Here is a 22,259-nt window from a genome sequence, read left to right as displayed (position 1 = left end):
TATCTGCAGCGCCACTACGATGCGCTGCGGGATTCATGCAGTGGTTACTTGGCTTGAACGCCCTTTTCCACGACTGCATCGCTAGCGACTACTGCCGTTACGGCCGCTACCGGGCTTTTTGCCATCGTCAATTTGTATGGCTCGACCGGCGTCACGCACAGGGCGTCGGAAACGATGGTGCGGTTCAGAATTGCCTTGTACAGATCGTTAGGCACGGCGCTGTAGCGGCGTACCGGGTCGCGTTCGCTAGGCTGGGCCAGCGACAGGTAGTCGTCGCGGTTCAGCGCGCCGCCACCGGCACGTGCCGATTCCACCCATTTGTCGAAGTCCGCATCATTGACACCGTGGAACTTGAAGCGCATGCCCGAGAAACCGGCACCGCTGTAGTTCGCGGAGAAGCCTTTATAGACACCCGGCTTGTTGATGACGGCATTCAACTGCGTTTCCATGCCCGGCATGGCGTAGATCTGACCTGCCAGCGCGGGGATGAAGAACGAGTTCATGACGGACGACGCGGTGATCTTGAAGCGGATCGGACGATCGACGGGCGCGTACAGTTCATTCACGGAAGCGATACCTTGCTCCGGGTAGATGAACAGCCATTTCCAGTCCATGGCCACGACTTCGACGATCATCGGCTTGTGGCTGGCGGGAATGGGGCGGTTGGCGTCGATACGGCTCAATGGGCGGTATGGATCGAGGGTGTGGGTGCTGATCCAGGTCAGCAGGCCCAGCACGATGATGATCAACAGGGGCGCGCCCCAGATAATCAGCTCGAGGCGAGTCGAGTGGTCCCAGTCCGGCTCGTATTTGGCCGCGGTGTTGTTTTTTCTATAGCGCCATGCGAACAGCAGGGTCAGGGCGATTACCGGAACGATAATCAACAGCATCAGCAATGTCGAGATGACAATCAGATTGCCTTGCTGAACTGCGATGTCGCCAGACGGATTCAGTACCACCGTATTGCAACCAGCCAACAATGCGAGAGGTAAAAGAAGCAGTCCGCGACGAACTTTTAATGAAAACATACAGGAAAGTCCAGTACAGGGGATGAAGATATGGTACTGTATTCTCACTGGAGCGCACTGGCAATTGGACGTTTTGTCCTACCCCTTGCTCGGACTTTCACTTGGTAGACGAGGACTTCTCCTACAACTATCTAATGAATAGTCCTGCTCCGGGCGTGAGACACCCGGGGTAAGTTACGCGTTGGCCGAACTCGAAACGATATTGGAGACGATCATCATGTCCAGCACGCGCACACACAGCGGCGATGTACCCGCCGACTTTTCCCCCCACTCCCTGCGCGACGCACGCGGGGCCGGTACGGTCGAATCGCATATCGACCCCGGTGAGATCGCCGTCGGCGTGATCATCGGCCGCGCTTCCGAATACTTTGACTTCTTTGTTTACGCCATCGCCTCGGTGCTGGTGTTTCCGCGCGTCTTCTTCCCGTTCGAAGAACGCCTGGAAGGGACGTTATATGCGTTCCTGATTTTCTCATTCGCCTTCATCGCCCGTCCGTTCGGCACCGTGATCTTCATGGAAATCCAGCGCCGCATGGGACGCAGCGCCAAGCTGACGTTCGCCCTCTTCCTCCTGGGCGTGTCGACGGCCGGCATCGCCTTCCTGCCGACCTACTCCCACCTGGGCTTTGCCGCCATCATCTGGCTGTCCGTGCTGCGCATCGGCCAGGGCGTCGCCCTGGGCGGTTCCTGGGATGGCTTGCCATCGCTGCTGGCCCTGAACGCGCCGGAAAACAAGCGCGGCTGGTACGCCATGCTGGGCCAGCTGGGCGCGCCCGCCGGCTTCCTGATCGCCGCCGGCCTGTTCTGGTTCATGCTGACCAGCCTGACGGATGAAGACTTCCTCGACTGGGGCTGGCGCTATCCCTTCTATGTCGCCTTCGCCATCAACGTCGTGGCCCTGTTTGCCCGTTTGCGCCTGGTGTCGACGAATGAATATGCGCGCCTGCTCGACGAACGCGAACTGCAGCCCGTGAGCGTGTTTGAAATGAGCCGCGGCCAGGGCCGCAACGTGCTGATCGGCGCCCTCGCCGCGCTGGCCAGCTACGCCCTGTTCCACCTGGTCACCGTGTTCCCGCTGTCGTGGATTTCCGTCTACCAGACGCGTTCGGCCCCGGACTTCCTGCAAATCCAGATGCTCGGCGCCGTGCTGGCCGCCATCGGCGTGGTGATTTCCGGCTTGCTGGCCGATAAAGTGGGCCGCCGCACCACCCTGGGCGTGCTGGCCGTGCTGATCGCCATCTTCAGCGCCTTCGTGCCGACCCTGATGGGCGGCGGCAATACCGGCCAGAATGTGTTCATCCTCGTGGGCTTCAGCCTGCTGGGACTGTCCTACGGCCAGGCTGCCGGCGCCGTGACGGCCAACTTCCCTGCCCGCTTCCGCTATACGGGCGCGGCCCTGACGTCCGACCTGGCCTGGCTGGTCGGCGCCGGTTTCGCCCCGCTGGTGGCGCTGGGCCTGTCGGCCAACTTCGGCCTCGCCTATGTCAGCTTCTACCTGCTGTCGGGCGCCGTCGCCTCGCTGGCCGCGCTGAGCCTGAACCGGGCGCTGGAAATCCGCGACTGACATATATATAGAGGCAAATCGGGTGGCAGCGTGCTGCCACCCGACAATACCCAAGAAACGCCGGCACCGTCCGGCGTTTTTTCATGCCCGCTCCTTGGCCAGGCTTACTGTATCGCCAGCTGCCGCCCGCCCGTGCCCTCCTTCTTCGGCAAGTCCAGCAGCAGCACGCCATTTTCATAGCGCGCCTGCGCGCCGGCCTCGTCCACCTCGTGCGGCAGCACGAAGCTGCGGTATTGCTGGCCATACTCGCGTTCGCTGCGCACGGTCTTGCCGCCGCCGTCGCGCGTCACTCTTTCATCCTTGAGTTCGGCACTGATGGAGACGCGGCTCCCGTCGATGGAGACCTTGATATCGTCCTTGTTGACGCCTGGAATGTCTGCCTGCACCTGATAGGCTTGCTCGGTTTCGGAAATATCGACGCGCATGCGTGACGAACCCGCATCGCGCAAGCGCAAGGCGGGCGCGAAAAAGTCATGCATGAAATCTTCCATGTCGCTGAACGGGTCGAAACGTGCCAGCGGGTTTTGCGGATCGCGACGCATCAATTGATTAGCCATGATGTCCTCCTGCATGGGTTGGTTTGCACACGGCGGTCGTCGCAGGGACGCCGCCACCTCCTGCATCTTAGGATGCGAACCGTTTGTCTCTTTGATCTGCCTCAATCGCGGCCAGCTTGATTTTTCCCCGACGATCATCTGTGCGCTGGCGCGCTTTGCATCGCCTTACGCGTCGGCAATTTAGCGCAAGACTGTTATGCTAGCGCACGCTATGCTTGACCACCAGAAACCTTGCATTTCAATTAAAATTGACTTTTTCGCGACAGCCTTACACGGACATGATGAATACCAAGACCCCGATCGACTCCTTCAGCTTTCGCCGCATCCTCGCCCGCAACGTTACCTTGCCGCTGCTTATCGGGATCGTCACGGCCCTCGTCTTTGTCGGCTTGATCGCCTACCTGCTCTCGGCCCTGCGCTCGGTCGAGCATTCCGAACGGGTGATCGGCAACGCCAACGAGGTCATGAAGCTGTCCGTCGACCTGGAAACAGGCATGCGTGGCTACCTGCTGACGGGCGATGAAACGTTTTTGGCGCCGTATAAATCGGGCAAGGCAAAGATCGCCGTGGAAATGAACACGCTGCTCGAGCTGGTGTCGGACAACTCCATCCAGGTGGACCGGCTGCGCCGCATCCGCGCGCTGCAAGGCCAGTGGATGGAGTACGCGGAAGCCGTGATCGCCCAGCGCCGCAACAACCAGGAATTCCTCGCGCGCGTGCGCCAGGGCGAAGGCAAGCTGGAATTCGACGAAATCCGCCGCGAATTCCTCACCTTCCTGTCCATGGAACAGCGCCTGCGCCAGGAGCGGGCAGACTCGGCCGAGGGCCGCACCATGCTGGCCGTGGTGGTGTTCCTGATCCTCAGCCTGGGCATGTCCGGCTTGCTCGCCTACCTGGGACGGCGCGAACTGCTGCGCCTGTCCGATATCTATAACGATGCGCTCGAGCAGCGCGGCAAGGACAACGACGTGCTGCAGGAGCAAGCATGGCTGCGCACGGGACAGACGGAACTGGCGGCCCACACGAGCGGCCAGCTGGGCCTGCCGCAACTGGGACGGCACGTGCTGGACTTCCTGGCCCACCGCCTCGACGTGGCCGTGGCCACCCTGTACGTCGTCGACGAGGATGGCAGCCTGCGCCGTACTGCCGTGTACGGCTTCAACGAACAGGGCGTGAAGGAAAAACAGGTGTTCAAGCTGGGCGAAGGCCTGGTGGGCGAGACGGCGCGCGAAAAACGCCTCAAGCATGTGCAGCAAGTGCCCGAGAATTATCTGACCGTGACGTCGAGCCTGGGCAGCGGCGCGCCGCTGGAACTGGTGTTGGTGCCCGTCAACAATGAAGGCGTCGTCAACGGCGTCATCGAACTGGGCTTTACGCATCCCGTCAGCGCCCGCGCCAAGGAGTGGCTGAACCTGATTGGCAGCAATATCGGCACGTCGCTGGAAGCGGCCCTGTACCGCCAGCGCCTGCAAAATGTACTGGAAGAAACGCAGCAATTGAATGAAGAACTGGAAGTGCAGCAGGAAGAACTGCGCACGGCCAATGAAGAGCTGGGTGAGCAATCGCGCGTGCTGGAACAGTCGCAAGCCCACCTGGAAGAGCAAAAAGCGGCGCTGGAACAGTCGAACGAGCAGCTGGCCGTGCAGGCGCTGTCGCTGGACCAGAAGAACATGGCGATCGTCCAGGCGCACGCCCAGCTGGAAGCGCGCGCCGAAGAGCTGCAGCGGGCCAGCCGCTACAAATCCGAGTTCCTGGCGAACATGTCGCATGAGCTGCGCACGCCGCTGAACAGCTCGCTCATCCTGTCGAAGCTGTTGTCCGACAACAGCAGCGGCAACCTGACGCCGGAACAAGTGACGTTTGCGCAAACCATTTATTCGGCCGGCAATGACCTGTTGACCCTCATCAACGACATCCTCGACATTTCCAAAGTCGAGGCGGGCAAGCTGGAGTTGACGCCGGACGCCGTGCCTTTCGACGAGCTGCTCAGCAGCATGAAGATGCTGTTCGGCGCCCAGGCGCAACAAAAGAAACTGGTATTTGACGCCAAGGTGGCGCCGGACACGCCGCCGTCCTTCGTCAGCGACCGCCAGCGCCTGGAGCAGATCCTGAAAAATCTGCTGTCGAACGCCATCAAGTTTACCGATGCGGGCACGGTGTCCCTGCACGTGAGCGCCGATGCGGCCGGCCAAGTGCGCTTCCAGGTGCAGGATTCGGGCATCGGCATCGCCGACGACCAGCAGCACAAGATTTTCGACGCCTTCCACCAGGCCGACGGCACCACCAGCCGCCGCTATGGCGGCACGGGCCTGGGCCTGTCGATTTCGCGCGACCTGGCCGCCTTGCTGGGCGGCGGCATCGAGCTGGCCAGCACGCCGGGCCAGGGCAGCACGTTTACCTTGGTGTTGCCGGCCGTCATGCCGGAACGGGCGGTGGAGGCGGCGGCAGCGCCCCACGCCGCGCCGCAAGCGCCCGCAAAAACCGCGGCCGCCGCACCGAAGGCGGCCCCCGCCGCCAAGCCCGTGCCGCTGCCCACGTTCCAAGATGACCGCGATAGCGTGCCCCCCGCCAAGACGGGCCAGCGTTCCGTGCTGGTGATCGAGGATGAGCCGTCGTTTGCCGGCATCCTGTTCGACCTCGCGCATGAAATGCAATACCGCTGCCTGGTGGCGCACGGCGCAGACGAAGGCTTGCGCCTGGCGGAAGAATTCCTGCCCGACGCCATCCTGCTCGACATGGGCTTGCCGGACCGCCCTGGCTTGCTGGTCTTGCAGCAATTGAAGGAAAACCCGATAACCCGCCACATTCCCGTGCACATCGTCTCCGGCAACGACCAGATCCAGGAAGCCATGCAGCTGGGCGCCATCGGCTACGCCACCAAGCCGCGCACGCGCGAACAATTGAAGGAAGTGTTCCACAAGCTCGAATCAAAATTCACGCAGCAGATGAAGCGCATCCTGCTGGTCGAGGATGACGAACGCCAGCGCGAAAGCGTGGTGCACCTGATCAGCGACAACGACGTGGAAATCACGGCCGTGGCCTTGGGTGAGCAGGCGCTGGAACTGCTGAAGACACAAATTTTCGACTGCATGATCATCGACTTGAAGCTGCCCGACATCCAGGGCAACGAATTGCTCGAACGCATGGAACATGAAGAATTGTGCTCGTTCCCGCCCGTCATCGTCTACACGGGCCGCAACCTGAGCCGCGAGGAAGAAGCGGATTTAATGAAATATTCGCGCTCGATCATCATCAAGGGCGCCCGTTCGCCCGAGCGCCTGCTCGACGAAGTGACCCTCTTCCTGCACAAGGTGGAGTCGGAACTGTCAAGCGAGCGCCAGGGCATGCTGCAACAGGTGCGCAGCCGCGAGCGCGTGTTTGAAGGACGCAAGATTTTGCTGGTGGACGACGACGTGCGCAACATCTTTGCCCTGACGAATGCGCTGGAACAGAAAGGCGTGGTGGTGGAAATCGGCCGCAACGGCTTCGAAGCCATCAGCAAGCTCAACAGCGTGGACGATATCGACCTGGTGTTGATGGATGTCATGATGCCGGGCATGGATGGCCTGGAAGCGACGCGTCTCATTCGCGCCGATGGCCGCTACAACAAGCTGCCCATCATCGCCATTACGGCCAAGGCCATGAAGAATGACCAGGAAGAATGCCTGCAGGCGGGCGCATCCGATTACCTGGCCAAGCCGATCGACCTGGACCGTCTGTATTCCTTGCTGCGCGTGTGGATGCCGAAGATGGAACGCATCTGATGCCACGCCACGCGATGGAAAGCCGCTAATGTCCCCGCGCTACACGGACGAGCAACTGCACGCGTTGATGGAAGCCATCTATCAGCGCTACAGCTACGACTTTCGCGACTATTCCCTGCCCTCGCAGCGCCGTCGCCTGAACCAGGCGCTCGAGCGCTTCCATTGCGCCGACTTGCCTGCCTTGCAACAGCAGGTGCTGCACGACGCAGCCAGCTTTGCCAAGCTGCTGCAGATTTTGACCGTGCCCGTCACGCAAATGTTCCGCGACCCGGCGTTTTTCTTCGCCTTGCGCGAACACGTGGTGCCCGTGCTGAAAACCTACCCGTCGCCGACCATCTGGGTGGCCGGTTGCTGCACGGGCGAAGAAGCGCTGTCGCTGGCCATCGTGCTGCACGAGGAAGGATTGCTCGAACGCAGTACGATCTACGCCACCGACATCAATCCGCAGGCGCTGGCCACGGCCGCGCGCGGCGTGTATCCGCTGCACCGGCTCGAGGAGTATGGCGCCAACTACCTGGCAGCGGGCGGCCTGGGCCAGCTGGCCGACTACTACACGGTCGAGCACGCCACGGCGCGTTTCCAGCAGCGTCTGCTCGACAGTATCAACTTTGCCGACCACAGCTTGTCCACGGACAGCGTTTTTATCGAAACGCAATTGATTTTGTGCCGTAACGTGCTGATTTACTTCAACAAAACCTTGCAGGAGCGGGCCCTGGGTCTGTTCCACGACTCGCTGTGCCACCGGGGTTTCCTGGGCCTGGGCAGCAAGGAAAGCACGCATTTCACGCGCTTTGCCGCCGACTTCGAGCCATTGCCGGGTCCCGAAAAGCTCTACCGCAAGCGTGCGCCGTCGCACGCCGCTTCCCATTACGCTGGGCGGCACATGCCAGGATTGAAACATGATGAATGAAACAAGCACCAAACTGCTGATCGTCGATGACTTGCCGGAAAACCTGCGCGCGCTCAATGCGCTGATCCGCGAGAGCGACCGCAGCGTCTACCAGGCCTCGTCCGGCGAAGAAGCGCTGGCCCTGCTGCTCGAACACGATTTCGCGCTGGCCATCCTCGACGTGCAAATGCCGGAAATGGATGGCTTTGAGCTGGCGCAACTGATGCGCGGTACGGAAAAGACGCGCCATATCCCCATCGTCTTCGTCACGGCGGCCGGCAAGGAAATGAATTTCGCCTTCCAGGGCTATGAAAGCGGCGCCGTCGACTTCCTGCACAAGCCGCTCGACATCAATGCCGTGCAAAGCAAGGTCAACGTGTTCGTCGCCCTGCACCAGCAGCGCAGCGAGACGCGGCGCCAGGTGCAGGCGCTCGAGCACAGCCGCCAGCAGCAGGAAGCGTTATTGAAGGAATTGCGCGCCACCCAGGCTGAACTGCAGCGCTCGCTGCGCCTGCGCGACGAATTCATGTCCATGGTGGCGCACGAGCTGCGCACGCCCCTGAACACGCTGTTCCTCGAGACGCAGATGCGCACCGTGAACCTCGAGCGGGGCAATCTGGCCGCCTTCGAGCCTGAAAAGCTGGGCAAGATGGTGGCGCGCGACGGGCGGCAAATCCGCAGCATGGTGCGCCTGATCGACGACATGCTCGACGTGTCGCGCATTACCAGCGGCAAGCTGTCGATCCGCCGCGAATCGGTCGACCTGACCAGCCTGGTGCGCCGGGTGGCCGACGACCTGGGCCCGTATGCGGCCGCCACGGGCAGCGTGCTGGAAGTGCTGGCCTTCGAACCCATCCAGGGTTACTGGGATGCCTTCCGCGTCGAACAGATCGTCGTCAACCTGATCAGCAATGCCGTGCGCTACGGCCAGGGCCAGCCCGTCGAAATCAGCCTGGCGCACACGCAGAACAGCGCCGTCATCGAAGTGCGCGACCATGGCATCGGCATCAATGCGCGTGACCAGGAACGCATCTTCGACGCCTTCGAGCGCGTCATGCACCAGGACCGCACGGGCGGCCTGGGCCTGGGCCTGTTCATCACCAAGCAGCTGGTCGATGCGCATGGCGGCGCCATCACCCTGCAAAGCCAGCCCGGCAATGGCGCCCTGTTCAGCGTCACCCTGCCGCTGGCCGGCAGTTGAGGCCGGCATGAGCAGCACACCCGCCCCCCGCAGCCAATCCGGCGCCAGCGGCGTCGCCTTCTTGCTGCAACTGGAACGCCGGCTGCGGCTGCTGCAGGACACGGGCGAAATCCTGTCCCTGTCAGCGCAGCTGCTGGGACAGCGTCTGGGCGCCCAGCAAGTGGCCTGTTTCGATATCGACCAGACCCTGCAATGCCCTACCCTGCAGCATGCGTGGAGCGACGGCCTGGCGCCGGGCGCCACCGGCGAATATTTCCTCGGCGATTATGCCGCCCGCCTGGCCGATGCGCTGGCCGCCGGCCAGGCGCTGGCCGTCAGCGATGTAGCGAGCGACCCGCGCACGGCCATGCCGGCCGCGCTGGCCACGTTTGCGCGCCTGGGCATCCGTGCCTTCCTGAACATTCCCATTGCCAAGGAAGGCCGGCTGGCGGCCCTGTTCGTCGTGCACAGCAGCGCGGCACGGCTGTGGCATGCGGACGAAATCGAACTGGCCGTGCAAGTGTCGGAACGGGTCTGGTCGACCATTTTGCGGGCCAGGGCGGAATCGCGCCTGCGCGACCTCAGCGCCACCATGGAAACACAGGTGGCCGAGCGCACGCGCGAGTTCGGCCGCACATGGAACGTCAGCCCCGACTTGCTGGGCGTGCTCAACCTCGACGGCTATTTCGAACACTCGAACCCCGCCTGGCAAGCCACCCTGGGCTGGTCGGTCGAGGAAATCCGCACGACGAAATTTTTTGAACTGATCCATCCCGAAGACTTGCCGCGCACCTATGCGGCCTGGGAGGCAGCCAACCAGGGCCAGCCGGCGCTACGCTTCGAAAACCGCTACCGCCACAAGCTGGGCGGCTGGCACTGGCTGTCGTGGGTGGCCGTGCCCGAGGGCGAGAAAGTGTATTGCAGCGCGCGCGACATCACCGTGGAAAAGAAACTGGAAGCGGACCTGGCCGCCCGCAACAGCGAGCGCGAACGGCTGTGGCGCAGCGCGCAAGACCTGATGGTGGCCATCGATGCGGACGGCTGCTTTACCGCAGTCAACCCGGCCGCCAGCGCCATCCTGGGCTGGCTGCCCGAGGAAATGCTGGGCCGCAGCCTGTTCGACTTCGTGCTGCCCGAGGATGCGGCCGCCACGCGCCAGGCGCTGGCGCAAGTGTCGCGTGAAGCCATGCCCAGCTTTGAAAACCGCTACCGGCACCGCGATGGCGGCCACCGCTGGCTGTCGTGGGTGGCGGCGACCGAAGGCGACCTGGTGTTTGCCACCGGGCGCCACGTCACCCTGGAAAAGGAAGCGCAAAGCACCCTGCTCAGCATGCAGGAATCGTTGCGCCACAGCGAAATGGCGCTGCTGCAATCGCAAAAACTCGAAGCGCTGGGCAAGCTGACGGGCGGCGTGGCCCATGATTTCAATAACGTCCTGCAAATTATTTCGGGCAATCTGCAGCTGCTGCAGATGACCCTGGACGGCGACCCGCTGGCCGCCAAGCGCATCGCCAGCGCCTCGTCCGCCGTGGAACGGGGCGCCAAGCTGTCGGCCCAGCTGCTGGCCTTTGCGCGGCGTCAACCGTTGAAACCGCTGGTGACGGACCTGGCGCAACTGCTGCGTTCGACGGAAGAGCTGCTGCGGCGCGCCACGGGCGAAACCATCGAAACGCGTTTGCTGCTGGCCGACGACTGCTGGCGCGCCCTGGTCGACCCGCACCAGCTGGAAAACGTCATCCTCAACCTGGCCATCAACGCGCGCGACGCCATGAATGGCCAGGGCCAGCTGACCATCGAACTGAGCAACAGCGTGCTGGACAGCGGCTACGCGGCCCGCCATGCGGACGTGGCACCCGGCGACTACGTGCAGCTGGCCGTCTCGGATACGGGCACGGGCATTCCCGCCGAACTGCTGGACAAGATTTTCGAACCGTTCTTCACGACCAAAAGCGAAGGCGAAGGCACGGGCCTGGGTTTGAGCATGGCCTATGGCTTCCTGCGCCAGAGCGGCGGCCACCTGACGGTGGACAGTCTGCCGGGCCACGGCAGCACCTTCCGCATCTACCTGCCGCGCTCGCTCGAAGCGGAAACGGAACTGCCGCTGCAACTGGGCGGACCCGTGCTGGGCGGCAAGGAAACCATCCTCGTCGTGGAAGACGACGTGCAGGTGCAGACGACGGTGGTGGACATGCTGCGCGGCCTCGGCTACGTCGTGCTGCGCGCCAGCGACGGCGAAAGCGCGCTGGCCATCGTCGGCAGCGGCGTGCCCATCGACCTGCTGTTTACGGACGTGGTAATGCCGGGCAAGGTAGCCAGCACGGAACTGGCGCGTCAGGCCCGCTTGCTGCTGCCGCAGCTGGCCGTGTTGTTTACCTCGGGCTACACGCAGGACGCCATCATGCAGGGCGGCCGCCTGGAGCCGGGCGTCGAGCTGCTGAGCAAGCCCTACCGGCGCGAAGACCTGGCGCGGCGCATCCGCCACCTGCTGGCCAACGGCCGCCATGTGACGGCCCTGCACCAGTACCGTGCGCAGCTGGCGCCGCAGCCTGCGCCGGCGCTGCCGGAGGGAAGGCATATCCTGTTGGTGGAAGACAATGCCGACGCGCGCGCCATGACGAGCGAACTGCTGGCCATGCTCGGTCACACGGTGCTGGCCGTGGGCACGGCCGAGGAAGCCCTGCCGCTGCTGGGCACGCCGGGACTGGATCTGCTGCTGACCGATATCAGCCTGCCGCAGATGTCGGGCGTCCAGCTGGCCGAGCTGGCGGCGCGCGACTATCCGCAGCTGGAAGTGGTGTTTTCCACCGGCCATGCGCCGGCCAATTCCGGCGTGCTCGACCCGCAGGCGCGCTTTCTGGTGAAACCATTTACCGTCAAGCAATTACAGCGGGCCTTGCTGCCGCCAGGTCAGTAGACGTCGAGCCGGCGTGCCTTCAGTGCGCTGGCCAGCTCTTCCAGGCCAAACGGCTTGCGCAGGAAGCGCGCGCTGGCGTCCTGCATCAGGCTGGCGCCCCAGTCGTGTCCTGAAGCAAACACCACCTCCAGCTGCGGCCAGTGCGCGCGCGCATGGCGCGCCAGCTCCAGGCCGGACATGGTGGGCAGGCTGATGTCCGTCACCAGCACGTCCAGGCCCGGCATGGCCAACAGCGGCATGGCCGCTTCCGCGCTGGCCACGCCGTGCACGGTGTGCCCCAGCATATTGAGCATCTCGGTGGTCATTTCGCGCGCATCGTCATTGTCCTCCACCAGCAGGATGCGCCGCCCGGACGGATCGGGCGCGCCCACCAGGCGGCGGTCGGCCAGCAAATGGCGGATGCGCCGCGCCAGGTCTTCGCGCCGGTAGGGTTTGCTCAACAGCTCGACGCCAGCGTCCAAGCGCCCGCCGCGCATGATGGCGTTATGCGTATAGCCCGAGGTAAACAGCACGGCCAGGTCCGGCAGCAGCAATCTCGCCTGCTGCGCCAGCTCCTTGCTGCTGACGGGACCGGGCATGACGACGTCCGTAAACAGCAGGTCGATGGCCACGCCCGTGCCCAGCAGGGCCAGCGCCGAGGCGCCGTCGTCCGCATGCAGCACGTCGTAGCCGAGGCCGCGCAGCATGTCGACCACCGTGTGCTGCACGGGCGCGTCGTCTTCCACCACGAGGATGGTCTCGCCGCCGCCCAGCACGGGGCCCGTCAGGCCAGGCGGCGGTTCGGCCAGCTTTTCCAGTGAGCGCGGCAAATATATCTTGAACGTCGTGCCGGCGCCCGGCGCGCTATGCACCTTGATGTGGCCCGCGCTTTGGCGGATGAAGCCGTACGCCATGGACAGGCCCAGGCCCGTGCCCTCGCCTTCCTTTTTCGTCGTGAAGAACGGTTCGAATATCTGGTCGATCACGTCGCGCTCCATGCCGTGGCCCGTATCCGTGATGGTCAGCAGCACGTATTGCCCCTCCAGCACATCGGCATGCAGGCTGGCATAGGCGGCGTCGAGCGTGACGTTACTCAAGGTAAACGTGAGGCGCCCGCCCTTGTCCATCGCGTCGCGCGCATTGATGGCCATGTTCAGCAGCACGTTTTCCATCTGGTTCGGGTCGACCAGGGTATGCCACAAGCCTTCGCTGATGAAGGTTTCCTCGGTAATCGCCTCACCCAGGGCGCGGCGGATCAGCTCGTGCATGCGGCGCAGCAGCCGGCCCAGGTCCGTCACCAGCGGTTTTAATGGCTGGCGCCGTGCAAAGGCCAGCAGTTGCGACGACAGCTTGGCGCCCCGCTCGACGGCCGAGGCGGCTGAATCGAGGCGCCTGGCCGCCTGCGGATTATCGGCCACGGTCAGCTTCAGCAACTGCAAATTACCGGAGATGATTTGCAGCACGTTATTGAAATCATGGGCCACGCCGCCAGTCAGCTTGCCGATCGATTCCAGCTTTTGCGCCTGCAACAAGGCTTGCTCGCTGCGCACGAGCGCCAGACGCGCCTCTTTTTCATCGGTGACGTCGCGGCCGATGGCGTGAATCAGCTTTTGCGCCGGCACGGCCGTCCAGGAAATCCAGCGGTAGCCGCCATCGCGGCGGCGGTAGCGGTTTTCCATGCGCAAGGTGGGCGCGCCGTGGGCCAGGCGCGACAAATCCTGCAGGGCCGCCATGCGGTCGTCGGGATGCACGAGGCTGATGAAGTCCATGCCCAGCGATTCGATTTCCGGGCGCTCGAGGATCTTGCTCCATGCGGGGTTGACGGCAATGATCATGCCGGACAGGTCCGCCACCAGCATAATGTCGGTGGACAGCCGCCACATGCGGTCGCGTTCTGCCGTGCGGTTGGCCATTTCCACTTCCAGCGAGGAATTCAGGTAGGCCATCTTTTCCAGCACGTTCTTCTGTTCCTGCACGTCCGTATTCGTGCCCACCCAGCGCAGTACCTTGCCCGCCTCGTCGAACAGGGGCAAGGCGCGCGCCAGGAACCAGCGGTAGGCGCCGTCGCTGGCGCGGCGCATGCGGAACTCCTGCTCATAGGCGCTGGCGGTGGCGACGGCCCGGTCCCAGCTTTTCTGCGTGATCTGCACGTCGTCCGGATGCACGCAGTGGCGAAAGCCGCTCGATACAAGCGACTTCATCGATTGCCCTGTGTATTCGCACACCTGTTCGTTGACCCAGTAGGTGGCGCCGCTGCCATGCGCCAGCCAGGCCTGGTTGGGCATGGTCGAGGCAAGCGAACGGAACTGCGCCTCGCTGTCGAGCAAGGCGTTGCGCGCCTGCCAGTGTTCGTCGATATCTTCGCAGGAGCCATACCATTTCACGGCTTGGCCGCGTTCGTCTCGCCGGCAATACGCGCGCGAATGCACCCAGCGGTATTGGCCATCCTGCCGGCGCACGCGCATTTCCTGGTCCAGGGGCTGGCCGCTGCCCACCGCTTCGCTCCACGCCGCCAGTGTGCGGGGCACGTCCTCGGGATGGATGGCGTCCAGCCAGCTGGTACCGAGGCCGCTGCCGCCCGTCCAGTCGCGCCAGCGCTGCGCTACATAGTCGAGCTTGCCGTCGAGGTCGGCCGTCCACAGCACTTGTGTGTTGAGCTCGATGGCGTAATGAAAGTGTTCGCGGCTGTCGTGCAGCGCCTGTTCCAGCTGGCCCCGCTCGATGACATGCGCGGCCACGCGCGCAGCCAGCGCCAGCAGTTCGATTTCCGGTTGCGTGGGATGGCATGTCGCCTGGAAAAACAGGCCCAGCACGCCCAGGATATGCCCCTTCGCGCCAAAGACGGGGGCGACCCAGCAGGCACGGTAGCCGTGCAGCATGGCTTCCTTGCGTCCGGCGCTCCAGTTCACGTCGCGCGTCATATCGCCGCAATATACGGGCGCGCCGGAAAAGGCCGCCGTGCCGAATGGAGAAGGCTGTTCGCCGCCGTGGCGCAGGGCCAGGCACAGGTCTTGCGGCAGGCTGGGCGCGGACAAGCCGCAAAAGCGGTCGGCCTCGTCGATAAGCACGAGGCAGGCATGCGCGCCGCCCTCGGCCAGGTCTTGCAGCGCCAGCAACAAATGCTCCAATGCATGGGCCAGGTCGGCGCCTGCCGCGATGCTGCCCAGCGCACTATGCTCGGCGTCCAGCAAGGAAAGAATGTTGTTTGCGTGCACCGTGTCGATAAGGGGAAAACTGATGCCCGAAATATACCATGGGGCAACGCTCTTGCAGGAGGAAAACAGCATGCCCCTTGATCTCTCCCTCCACGCGGCCCTATGCTAAAGTGTTGCTCTCTTCTCAAGCGAATCCCAGCATGCCTACCACCTTGCCGTCCTCCCTGATCGCCACCGCCCTGCTCGCCTCCGTCCACGGCGCCGTCGCCGCCCCCATGAGCCTCGACGATTACCTGGCCCTGAGCGGCCCCGCGCCCACGGCGCAGATCGCGTATGGCCCCGCGCCGTCGCAATACGCGCAGCTGTTCCGGCCCGAAGGCAGCGGCCCGTTCCCCGTCGTCGTGCTCGTCCATGGCGGCTGCTGGACGGTGGCCTTCGGCGGGATCAAACAGATGCGCAACGTGGCCGGCGCCCTCGTCGCGCAAGGCATCGCCGTGTGGAATGTCGAGTACCGCCGCGTCGACGAGGAAGGCGGCGGCTATCCGGGCACCTACGAAGACATGCACGCGGCACTCGACAGCCTGCAGCAGCACGCGCCCCAGTACCAGATCGACACGAGCCGCATCGTCGCCATGGGCCACTCGGCCGGCGGCCAGCTGGTGCAATGGATCGCCGGCAGGGAAAAGCTGCCCAGGACCAGCCCCCTGTACCGCAACACCTACCTGCCGGTAAAAAACATCGTCAGCCTGGGCGGCCTGGCCGACCTCCGCCATGAAAAGGACTTGATCAAGACCAGCTGCGAGCGCGACATCGCGCAACTGGCAGGCAGCGCCAGCACTGAGCGCCCCGACATCTACAGCGACACCAACGCCGCCGACCTGATCCCCAACGGCAGCCGCACCGTCCTGGCCACGGGTGAGCTCGACACCATCTCCCCACCCCGCGTCGCGCACGACTATGCGGCCAAGGCCCGGCTGACCGGCGACCATGCGGAGGTGCTGATTTTGCCGGGCGCCAGTCATTATGACGAGATTGCCGCGACGTCGAATGCGTGGGGGATGATTTTGCCGGTGGTGCGGGAGATGTTGGAGATGGCGGATGAAAAGGTGCAGTAAATGGGGCAGCATCCGCCTCAAACTTCACCCTGCATGTGCTATGTGATCAGTTACAATCAGAAGGAATAGCGTATAGCGTCAGAACGAAAGTCTACAACATGAGAGTAGTGAAAATTTGGGACGCGGATATTTATCGAGACGGCGGATCATATGGCTTTTGCTTTGATGCCGATGATGGTCACTGGTACGAGTTGTTCATGCAAACCACTGCGTTCGATGACGATAAGAGCGCCACGCACCGCCCTCCCGTCATTTACTTTGAAGGCTGCAATAGCGGACATGTCGTTCAAAACCTTTCATGGGATGAAGCAAAGGTCTTTATCAAACACCTGTCCTACAACAATCATCGCTTCAGCGAATTAGCGCTCATCGTCGCAAATGAAGGTCGCGAACTTACCGGCTGAGATTGTCCGCCACCCAGTTCGATCGCCACTCGTGGCCTGGAATTTAATTCAACTATAAATTTTTCAACAAGACTGCGATCCTTTTCCGTTTTGTCATTCTTCCAGTGAACAATGGTTCTGCGGTTTGGGGGCAGGCCGCGCCTTTGCGAGCAGACAACGACAGCAAGAACCCGCCCGCGCCTCGAACGAAGGCTGCCCGGGCCCAGCGGGCCTGAAAAATGGCCAGGGCAAGGCGCGCGGGCGAAGACAGTACGCATGTACGGCGAGCCCAAGCAACGCAGCCATGGCCATTTTCTCAGGCTCGCGGCTCTGGCCCGCCGTTCAAAACAATACGCTCACTGAACACGCGCCAGGTACTGTGCCAGTTGGGCAAAAGTCGCCTTGAACCCCTCCTTCATCGACTCAAACCCCTGCTTGAACGTCTCATGCTGCTCATCCGTGGCCTTGTGCGGCGTCGACCGCAAGGTCATCGTCGTCTTGCCGTTTTCCTCGGTAAGCGTCATGACATTGAACGATTCCAAAGGCCAGGTGGCGCTGACCGGATGCTGCACGGCATTGCCCTGCTTGTCGGCAAATGACAAAATCGAGACGATCTTTTCCGGCGCTTCGATGGCCTGGTAGGTGAACTTGCCCCACATCTCGTAGCCATTGTCGGCGCGCATGCCGTAGTGGAAGACGCCGCCCGGCCGCAAGTCCAGCGCCAGCACGCTCAATTCGAAGCCGACGGGGCCCCACCACTGGGCCAGGCGATCGGGCTCCACCCACGACTGGAACACCAGTTCGCGCGGCGCGTCGAAGGTTTGCGTGATGACAAAGTCGCTGCTGTCGCGGTGCTGTCCGTCCTGCTTCTGTTTTTCCGTCGTCATGCTGTCTCCTGATGGTGGTGGGCTGACTGTTAATGTACCAGCGGCGCCGGCAAACGGAAAGGCCTGTACGCCTGTCAAACCAGCATGCTAAAATATTAGTTAGACACCTAACCATTAGACGACTCACCTTATGATTTCTATCGAAGAGCGCTTTTCCGCCGCGCTCCACAAGACGGCGCGCGGCTGGCGCCATGCGATCGACCGGCGCCTGAAAGACCTGGACCTGGGGCAAGCGAGCTGGATGTGCATCGCCATGATCGCCAAATCGCCGCAGCCGCCCTCGCAAAGCGAACTGGCCCATCAGCTAGGCGTGGAAAACCCCACCATGGTGTCGATGCTGGACCGGCTCGTGAAATCGGGCTTCGTGCAGCGCCAGCCGTCGGAAACGGACCGCCGCGTGAAACTCGTCGTGCTGACGGAAGCTGGCCTGCAGGTGTATGACACGGTGCGCAAGGAAGCGGACGGTTTCCGCAAGGAACTGCTGCAGGGCATTGATCCCGGTCAGCTGCAGGCCGCCACCGAACTGCTGGAAGCGCTACAGGCGGCCACGGAGAAATCCGCATGAGTTCGGCCACAGCCAGTGCCACGCCGGCGCTGCCCGCTTCACAGGACCCTACCTTGAACCGGCGCATGATCACGATTTCGATCATGCTCGCCACCATCATCCAGGCGCTCGACGGCACCATCGCCAACGTCGCCCTGCCCCACATGCAGGGCAGCCTTTCCGCATCGCAAGACCAGATCACCTGGGTGCTGACCTCGTTCATCGTCGCCGCCGCCATCGCCACGCCCCTGACGGGCTGGCTGTGCGACCGTTTCGGCCAGAAAAACACCTTTCTCGTGTCGGTCGCCGGTTTCACGCTCGCCTCCGTGCTGTGCGGCCTGTCCGGCACCCTGTCCGAGATCGTCGCCGCCCGCTTGCTGCAGGGCGTGTTCGGCGCGGCCCTCGTGCCGCTGTCGCAGGCGGTCTTGCTTGACATCAATCCGCGCGAAAAGCACGGCTCGGCCATGGCCATCTGGGGCATGGGCGTGATGATCGGTCCCATCCTGGGACCGACCTTGGGCGGCTGGCTGACGGACAGCTACAGCTGGCGCTGGGTCTTCTTCATCAACATCCCCATCGGCGCCATGGCCTTCTATGGCATCTGGCGCTACATCCGCAAGGACCCGCCCAACCGCCGCATGAACTTTGACATGTTCGGCTTTGCGACGCTCAGCCTGTCCATCGGCGCGCTGCAGATGCTGCTGGATCGGGGCGAGCAGAACGACTGGTTTTCCTCGACGGAAACGTGGATCGAAGCCATCGTGCTGGCCATGAGCCTGTGTTACTTCATCGCCCACACGGCGCTGCGCCCGGCCGGCAAGTCTTTCCTCGATTACCGCCTGCTGAAGAATTCGAATTATGTAAGCGGCTTGCTGTTCATCTTCATCGTCGGCATGGTGCTGTTCGCCACCCGCGCGCTGACGCCGTCGATGCTGCAAGGCTTGATGAATTACCCGGCGGCCATTGCCGGCCTGGTGACGGCGCCCAGCGGCCTGGGCACGATGCTGGCCATGCTGATCGTCGGCAGGCTGACGGGCAAGATCGATACGCGCATCCTGCTGGGCGTGGGCTTTTCGATTACCGCATTTTCGCTGTGGCAAATGGCCAATTTCACCCTGGACCTCGTGCCGAAGACGGTCGTATGGAACGGCATCATCCAGGGCATCGGCCTGGGCCTCGTGTTCGTGCCCCTGAGCGCGGCCACGTTCGCCACCCTGTCGCCGCAGATGCGGGCGGAAGGCACGGCCATCTACAGTCTGGTGCGCAACATCGGCAGCAGCATCGGCATCGCCCTCGTGCAGACCTTGTTGGTACGCAATACGCAGATCGCCCATGCGTCCCTGACGGAACACATCACTATCGCCAACCCGGCCCTGCATGACCCCGGCATCGCACAGGTGTTCGACCTGGGCACGAGCACGGGCATCGCGGCGCTGAATGGCGAAATCACGCGGCAGGCGTCGATGATCGCCTACCTCGACGACTTCTGGCTGATGATGTGGCTGACCATCCTCGTGCTGCCGCTTTTGCTCCTGATCAAACCACCGAAGAAAAATGCGCCTGTCGTGGTCGACCACGCGGCCATGGAATAACCCTCATGCACACACCGATGAAACTCTCCCTGAGCGTCCTGGCGCTAAGTTTATCCCTGGCAGGCTGCGCCAGCATTCCGCCCGACACGCAACAGCTGCCGCAACAAGACCTGGCCACCGTGCAACTGGCGGCCGACATCCACCTGGCCAGCGAAGGCTGGCCCGCCGCCCAGTGGTGGCGCCAGTTCCAGGACGATCAGCTGGACCAGCTGATCGAACAGGCGCTGGCCGCCAGCCCGAACCTGGCGGTGGCGAATGCCCGCATCGGCTCGGCCCTTGCCGCGTTTGACGCGCAACACGCGCAGCGCGGCCCCAGGGTCGACCTGGACGCCAACGCCAGCCGCCAGCGCTATTCGGGCAACGGCCTGATGCCCGCCCCCATCGGCGGCAATTACTACAACGAGGTCACGGTGGGCGTGCAAGCCCATTACGACCTGGACTGGTGGGGCAAGCATAAGGCGCAGATCGCCGCCAGCCTGGGCGAAGTCAACGCGCGCCGTGCCGAGTATGCGATGGCGGAACAGATGCTGGCGGCCGAGATCGCCCGCCACTACTTCAGCATGCAAAACGGCTGGGCCCGCATGGACAACCTGCATGCGCTGGTCAAATTGCAACAGCTGCTGGTGCTGGACAAGGAAAAGCGCATCGCCAACGGCCTCGGCGTGAGCGACGACCATCTGTCCGCGCAAACGCGTTTGAGCTTGCTGCAGCAGCAGATCGCCCTGCTGGAAACGCAGGTCGTCACGGAACGGGAAGCCTTGCGCGCCCTGCTCGGCGGCGACAGCTCGGCGCTGGCCGGCCTGCAGCCAAAAGTTGCCCAGGCCCTGCCGCACGCCCTGCCCGGCAAGCTGGGCATGGAATTGCTGGCGCGCCGGCCCGACTTGCAGGCGGCCCGCTGGCGGGTACAGGCTTCGATGAGCAAGATCGAGGCGGCGCAGGCATCGTTCTACCCCGATATCGACCTGGGGGCCTCGTTCGGCCTCGATGCGATCAAACTGGGCAAGCTGCTGCAATCGGGCAGCCGCACCCTGTTCATCGGCCCTGCCCTGTCCTTGCCCCTGTTCGACAGCGGCCGCCTGCAGGCGCAGCTTGCCGGCGCGCGCAGCGAACGCAACGAACTGATCGCGGACTACAACCAGAACGTCTTCAATGTCGTGCGCGACGTGGCGCAGGCCGGTGCCAGGGTACAAGGCGTGGAAAACCAGCTGCGGCTGCAGCAGGACAACCTGCGCGCCAGCGAAGCGCAGCTGCGCAACGCGAATGCGCGACTCAAGCAAGGGCTGGCCGACCGCGCCACGCAACTGAACGCGGAAATGACCGTGCGCGGCCAGGTGGACCTGGGCATGCAGCTGCAAAACCAGCGCCAGAACGCGGAAATCAGCCTGACCGTGGCCCTGGGCGGCGGCTACCGGGGCAGCAGCGACTTTGCCGCCACGACGACTCAACAATAACGATCGATTACGGAATACATCATGAGCAGCGACACCACAACCACCTCCACCGAACAGCCGGGCAAACGCAAGGCCGTCCTGATCGCCATCACGGCCGCCTTTCTCGTGGCCGGCGCCGCCTGGACCGCCTACTATCAACTGGTGCTGTCCAGGGAAGAAGTGACGGACAACGCCTACGTAGGCGGCAACCTCGTCACCCTGTCCGCCCAAGTGACGGGCAATGTCGACGCCATCCGCGCCGACGAAACGCAGATGGTCAAGGCGGGCGCCCCGCTGATCACGCTGAACGCCATCGATGCGGACCTGGCCCTGAGCCAGGCCGAGGCGCGCCTGGGCAACGTCGTGCGCCAGGAGCGCGAACGCTATGCCAGCGTGGCGCAGTACGACGCCGTCATCGAGCAGCGCCGCCTGGCCTTGGCCACGGCGCAGGGCAACCTGGCGCGCCGCGCGCCGCTGGCGGCGGATCACACGATCTCGGGCGAAGACCTTGTTCATGCGAAACAGGCCGTCGACGACGCCAAAGCGGCCTTGATCGTGGCCCAGCGCCAGGCCGAGTCCGCCAAAGCGGGCGTGACCGGCGTGAACCTGGCCAGCCATCCGGCCGTGCTGTCGGCCAAGGGTGACGTGCTGCAGGCGTGGCTGGCCGTGCGCCGCAATGCCGTGGTCGCGCCCGTTTCAGGCTATGTGGCCAAGCGCAGCGTGCAACTGGGCACGCACGTGACGCCGGGCACGCCCCTGATGTCCATCGTGCCGCTCGACCAGTTATGGGTCGACGCGAACTTCAAGGAGTCCGAATTGCGCAATATCCGCGTGGGACAGGCGGCGACCATCGAAACGGATTTGTATGGCAGCAAAGTCGTCTACCACGGCAAGGTGCTGGGCATGTCGGCCGGCACGGGCAGCGCGTTTTCGCTGTTGCCGGCGCAAAACGCCACGGGCAACTGGATCAAGGTGGTACAGCGCGTGCCCGTGCGCATCACGCTGGACCCGAAAGAGCTGGCCGCCCACCCGCTGCGCATCGGCCTGTCGACGACGGTGACGGTCGACACGCGCCATGGCGAAGGGGCGACCCTGGACCAGCCGATGGCGGCGTCCACCGTCTACACGACCCAGGCGCTGAGCCAGCCCGTGGGCGAGGCGGAGAAGATGGCGGACGCCATCATTGCGCAAAACCTACTGAATTGATGCGTAGGTCGGCTTAGCGCAAGGCGCGTAAGCCGACAACATTGTTGGCACGGCCGGTGGTGGTGTCGGATT

The 22,259-nt window shown here is 63.5% G+C and carries 15 protein-coding genes; 11 read left to right on the top strand and 4 right to left on the bottom strand.

Going from position 1 to position 22,259, the window contains the following annotated elements:
- Positions 1-44 precede the first annotated feature (44 nt).
- Positions 45-1,028: a ubiquinol oxidase subunit II gene (gene cyoA / locus OX462_RS13710; RefSeq protein WP_175444764.1), complete on the bottom strand. Its 984-nt coding sequence runs from the start codon at positions 1,026-1,028 to the stop codon at positions 45-47.
- A 217-nt stretch (positions 1,029-1,245) separates the two neighbouring features.
- Here cyoA and OX462_RS13705 point away from each other — a divergent pair, with 217 nt between their 5' ends.
- A complete protein-coding gene (locus tag OX462_RS13705) occupies positions 1,246-2,592 on the top strand; it encodes an MFS transporter (protein ID WP_070288561.1) in 1,347 nt (448 codons plus the stop codon).
- A gap of 104 nt (positions 2,593-2,696) precedes the next feature.
- Here OX462_RS13705 and OX462_RS13700 read toward each other — a convergent pair whose 3' ends face one another.
- Positions 2,697-3,149, bottom strand: coding sequence for an Hsp20/alpha crystallin family protein (locus OX462_RS13700; RefSeq protein ID WP_070218889.1), 453 nt, complete (start codon positions 3,147-3,149; stop codon positions 2,697-2,699).
- 281 nt (positions 3,150-3,430) lie between these two features.
- On the opposite strand from OX462_RS13700, the gene OX462_RS13695 reads away from it, so the two are divergent.
- Genes OX462_RS13695 through OX462_RS13680 form a run of 4 tightly spaced genes read left to right on the top strand, consistent with a single transcriptional unit; the run spans position 3,431 to position 11,896 of the window.
- Positions 3,431-6,913 (top strand): response regulator, encoded by a 3,483-nt coding sequence (locus OX462_RS13695; protein WP_409028747.1) that lies wholly within the window; start codon positions 3,431-3,433, stop codon positions 6,911-6,913.
- 28 nt (positions 6,914-6,941) lie between these two features.
- Complete coding sequence (locus OX462_RS13690; RefSeq protein ID WP_409028688.1) at positions 6,942-7,823, top strand: CheR family methyltransferase; 882 nt, start codon at positions 6,942-6,944, stop codon at positions 7,821-7,823.
- Entirely contained in the window at positions 7,813-9,003 is a 1,191-nt protein-coding gene (locus OX462_RS13685; RefSeq protein ID WP_409028687.1) for a hybrid sensor histidine kinase/response regulator, read from the top strand. Before OX462_RS13690 ends, OX462_RS13685 begins: the two co-directional genes overlap by 11 nt.
- A gap of 7 nt (positions 9,004-9,010) precedes the next feature.
- Entirely contained in the window at positions 9,011-11,896 is a 2,886-nt protein-coding gene (locus OX462_RS13680) for a hybrid sensor histidine kinase/response regulator (RefSeq protein WP_409028686.1), read from the top strand.
- On the opposite strand, the gene OX462_RS13675 is transcribed toward OX462_RS13680, so the two are convergent.
- Positions 11,890-15,162 (bottom strand): PAS domain-containing protein, encoded by a 3,273-nt coding sequence (locus OX462_RS13675; protein ID WP_409028685.1) that lies wholly within the window; start codon positions 15,160-15,162, stop codon positions 11,890-11,892. The two genes, OX462_RS13680 and OX462_RS13675, sit on opposite strands and share 7 nt — an antisense overlap.
- Positions 15,163-15,230: 68 nt before the next feature.
- Here OX462_RS13675 and OX462_RS13670 point away from each other — a divergent pair, with 68 nt between their 5' ends.
- Both OX462_RS13670 and OX462_RS13665 read left to right on the top strand, forming a co-directional pair.
- A complete protein-coding gene (locus OX462_RS13670; protein WP_409028684.1) occupies positions 15,231-16,145 on the top strand; it encodes an alpha/beta hydrolase in 915 nt (304 codons plus the stop codon).
- A gap of 98 nt (positions 16,146-16,243) precedes the next feature.
- Entirely contained in the window at positions 16,244-16,549 is a 306-nt protein-coding gene (locus tag OX462_RS13665) for a hypothetical protein (RefSeq protein ID WP_121669518.1), read from the top strand.
- Between the two features lie 335 nt (positions 16,550-16,884).
- Here the strand turns inward: OX462_RS13665 and OX462_RS13660 are convergent, their stop codons facing one another.
- On the bottom strand, positions 16,885-17,415 hold the full coding sequence (locus OX462_RS13660) for an SRPBCC family protein (RefSeq protein ID WP_409028683.1): 531 nt from the start codon (positions 17,413-17,415) through the stop codon (positions 16,885-16,887).
- A gap of 130 nt (positions 17,416-17,545) precedes the next feature.
- On the opposite strand from OX462_RS13660, the gene OX462_RS13655 reads away from it, so the two are divergent.
- From OX462_RS13655 to OX462_RS13640, 4 genes are read left to right on the top strand one after another with little or no spacing between them, the layout of a single operon-like run.
- Positions 17,546-17,980, top strand: coding sequence for a MarR family winged helix-turn-helix transcriptional regulator (locus OX462_RS13655; protein ID WP_070218336.1), 435 nt, complete (start codon positions 17,546-17,548; stop codon positions 17,978-17,980).
- Positions 17,977-19,551: a DHA2 family efflux MFS transporter permease subunit gene (locus OX462_RS13650; RefSeq protein WP_099408545.1), complete on the top strand. Its 1,575-nt coding sequence runs from the start codon at positions 17,977-17,979 to the stop codon at positions 19,549-19,551. Before OX462_RS13655 ends, OX462_RS13650 begins: the two co-directional genes overlap by 4 nt.
- Before the next feature lie 5 nt (positions 19,552-19,556).
- Positions 19,557-21,002: an efflux transporter outer membrane subunit gene (locus OX462_RS13645; protein WP_409028682.1), complete on the top strand. Its 1,446-nt coding sequence runs from the start codon at positions 19,557-19,559 to the stop codon at positions 21,000-21,002.
- 21 nt (positions 21,003-21,023) lie between these two features.
- On the top strand, positions 21,024-22,187 hold the full coding sequence (locus tag OX462_RS13640; RefSeq protein WP_070288473.1) for an HlyD family secretion protein: 1,164 nt from the start codon (positions 21,024-21,026) through the stop codon (positions 22,185-22,187).
- The last annotated feature ends 72 nt before the right edge of the window (positions 22,188-22,259 follow it).

Origin of the sequence: Janthinobacterium aestuarii, assembly GCF_046113285.1 — a bacterium.
Classification (GTDB): domain Bacteria; phylum Pseudomonadota; class Gammaproteobacteria; order Burkholderiales; family Burkholderiaceae_D; genus Janthinobacterium.
Note: the sequence above shows the minus strand (reverse complement) of the source record. Positions and strands in the feature narration are given on the sequence as shown.

What these genes read in the sequence shown, in the direction of transcription:
- cyoA (WP_175444764.1), bottom strand. Translation starts at nt 1,028, where the DNA reads ATGTTTTCATTAAAAGTTCGTCGCGGACTGCTTCTTTTACCTCTCGCA.
- OX462_RS13705 (WP_070288561.1), top strand. Translation starts at nt 1,246, where the DNA reads ATGTCCAGCACGCGCACACACAGCGGCGATGTACCCGCCGACTTTTCC.
- OX462_RS13700 (WP_070218889.1), bottom strand. Translation starts at nt 3,149, where the DNA reads ATGGCTAATCAATTGATGCGTCGCGATCCGCAAAACCCGCTGGCACGT.
- OX462_RS13695 (WP_409028747.1), top strand. Translation starts at nt 3,431, where the DNA reads ATGAATACCAAGACCCCGATCGACTCCTTCAGCTTTCGCCGCATCCTC.
- OX462_RS13690 (WP_409028688.1), top strand. Translation starts at nt 6,942, where the DNA reads ATGTCCCCGCGCTACACGGACGAGCAACTGCACGCGTTGATGGAAGCC.
- OX462_RS13685 (WP_409028687.1), top strand. Translation starts at nt 7,813, where the DNA reads ATGATGAATGAAACAAGCACCAAACTGCTGATCGTCGATGACTTGCCG.
- OX462_RS13680 (WP_409028686.1), top strand. Translation starts at nt 9,011, where the DNA reads ATGAGCAGCACACCCGCCCCCCGCAGCCAATCCGGCGCCAGCGGCGTC.
- OX462_RS13675 (WP_409028685.1), bottom strand. Translation starts at nt 15,162, where the DNA reads ATGCTGTTTTCCTCCTGCAAGAGCGTTGCCCCATGGTATATTTCGGGC.
- OX462_RS13670 (WP_409028684.1), top strand. Translation starts at nt 15,231, where the DNA reads ATGCCTACCACCTTGCCGTCCTCCCTGATCGCCACCGCCCTGCTCGCC.
- OX462_RS13665 (WP_121669518.1), top strand. Translation starts at nt 16,244, where the DNA reads ATGAGAGTAGTGAAAATTTGGGACGCGGATATTTATCGAGACGGCGGA.
- OX462_RS13660 (WP_409028683.1), bottom strand. Translation starts at nt 17,415, where the DNA reads ATGACGACGGAAAAACAGAAGCAGGACGGACAGCACCGCGACAGCAGC.
- OX462_RS13655 (WP_070218336.1), top strand. Translation starts at nt 17,546, where the DNA reads ATGATTTCTATCGAAGAGCGCTTTTCCGCCGCGCTCCACAAGACGGCG.
- OX462_RS13650 (WP_099408545.1), top strand. Translation starts at nt 17,977, where the DNA reads ATGAGTTCGGCCACAGCCAGTGCCACGCCGGCGCTGCCCGCTTCACAG.
- OX462_RS13645 (WP_409028682.1), top strand. Translation starts at nt 19,557, where the DNA reads ATGCACACACCGATGAAACTCTCCCTGAGCGTCCTGGCGCTAAGTTTA.
- OX462_RS13640 (WP_070288473.1), top strand. Translation starts at nt 21,024, where the DNA reads ATGAGCAGCGACACCACAACCACCTCCACCGAACAGCCGGGCAAACGC.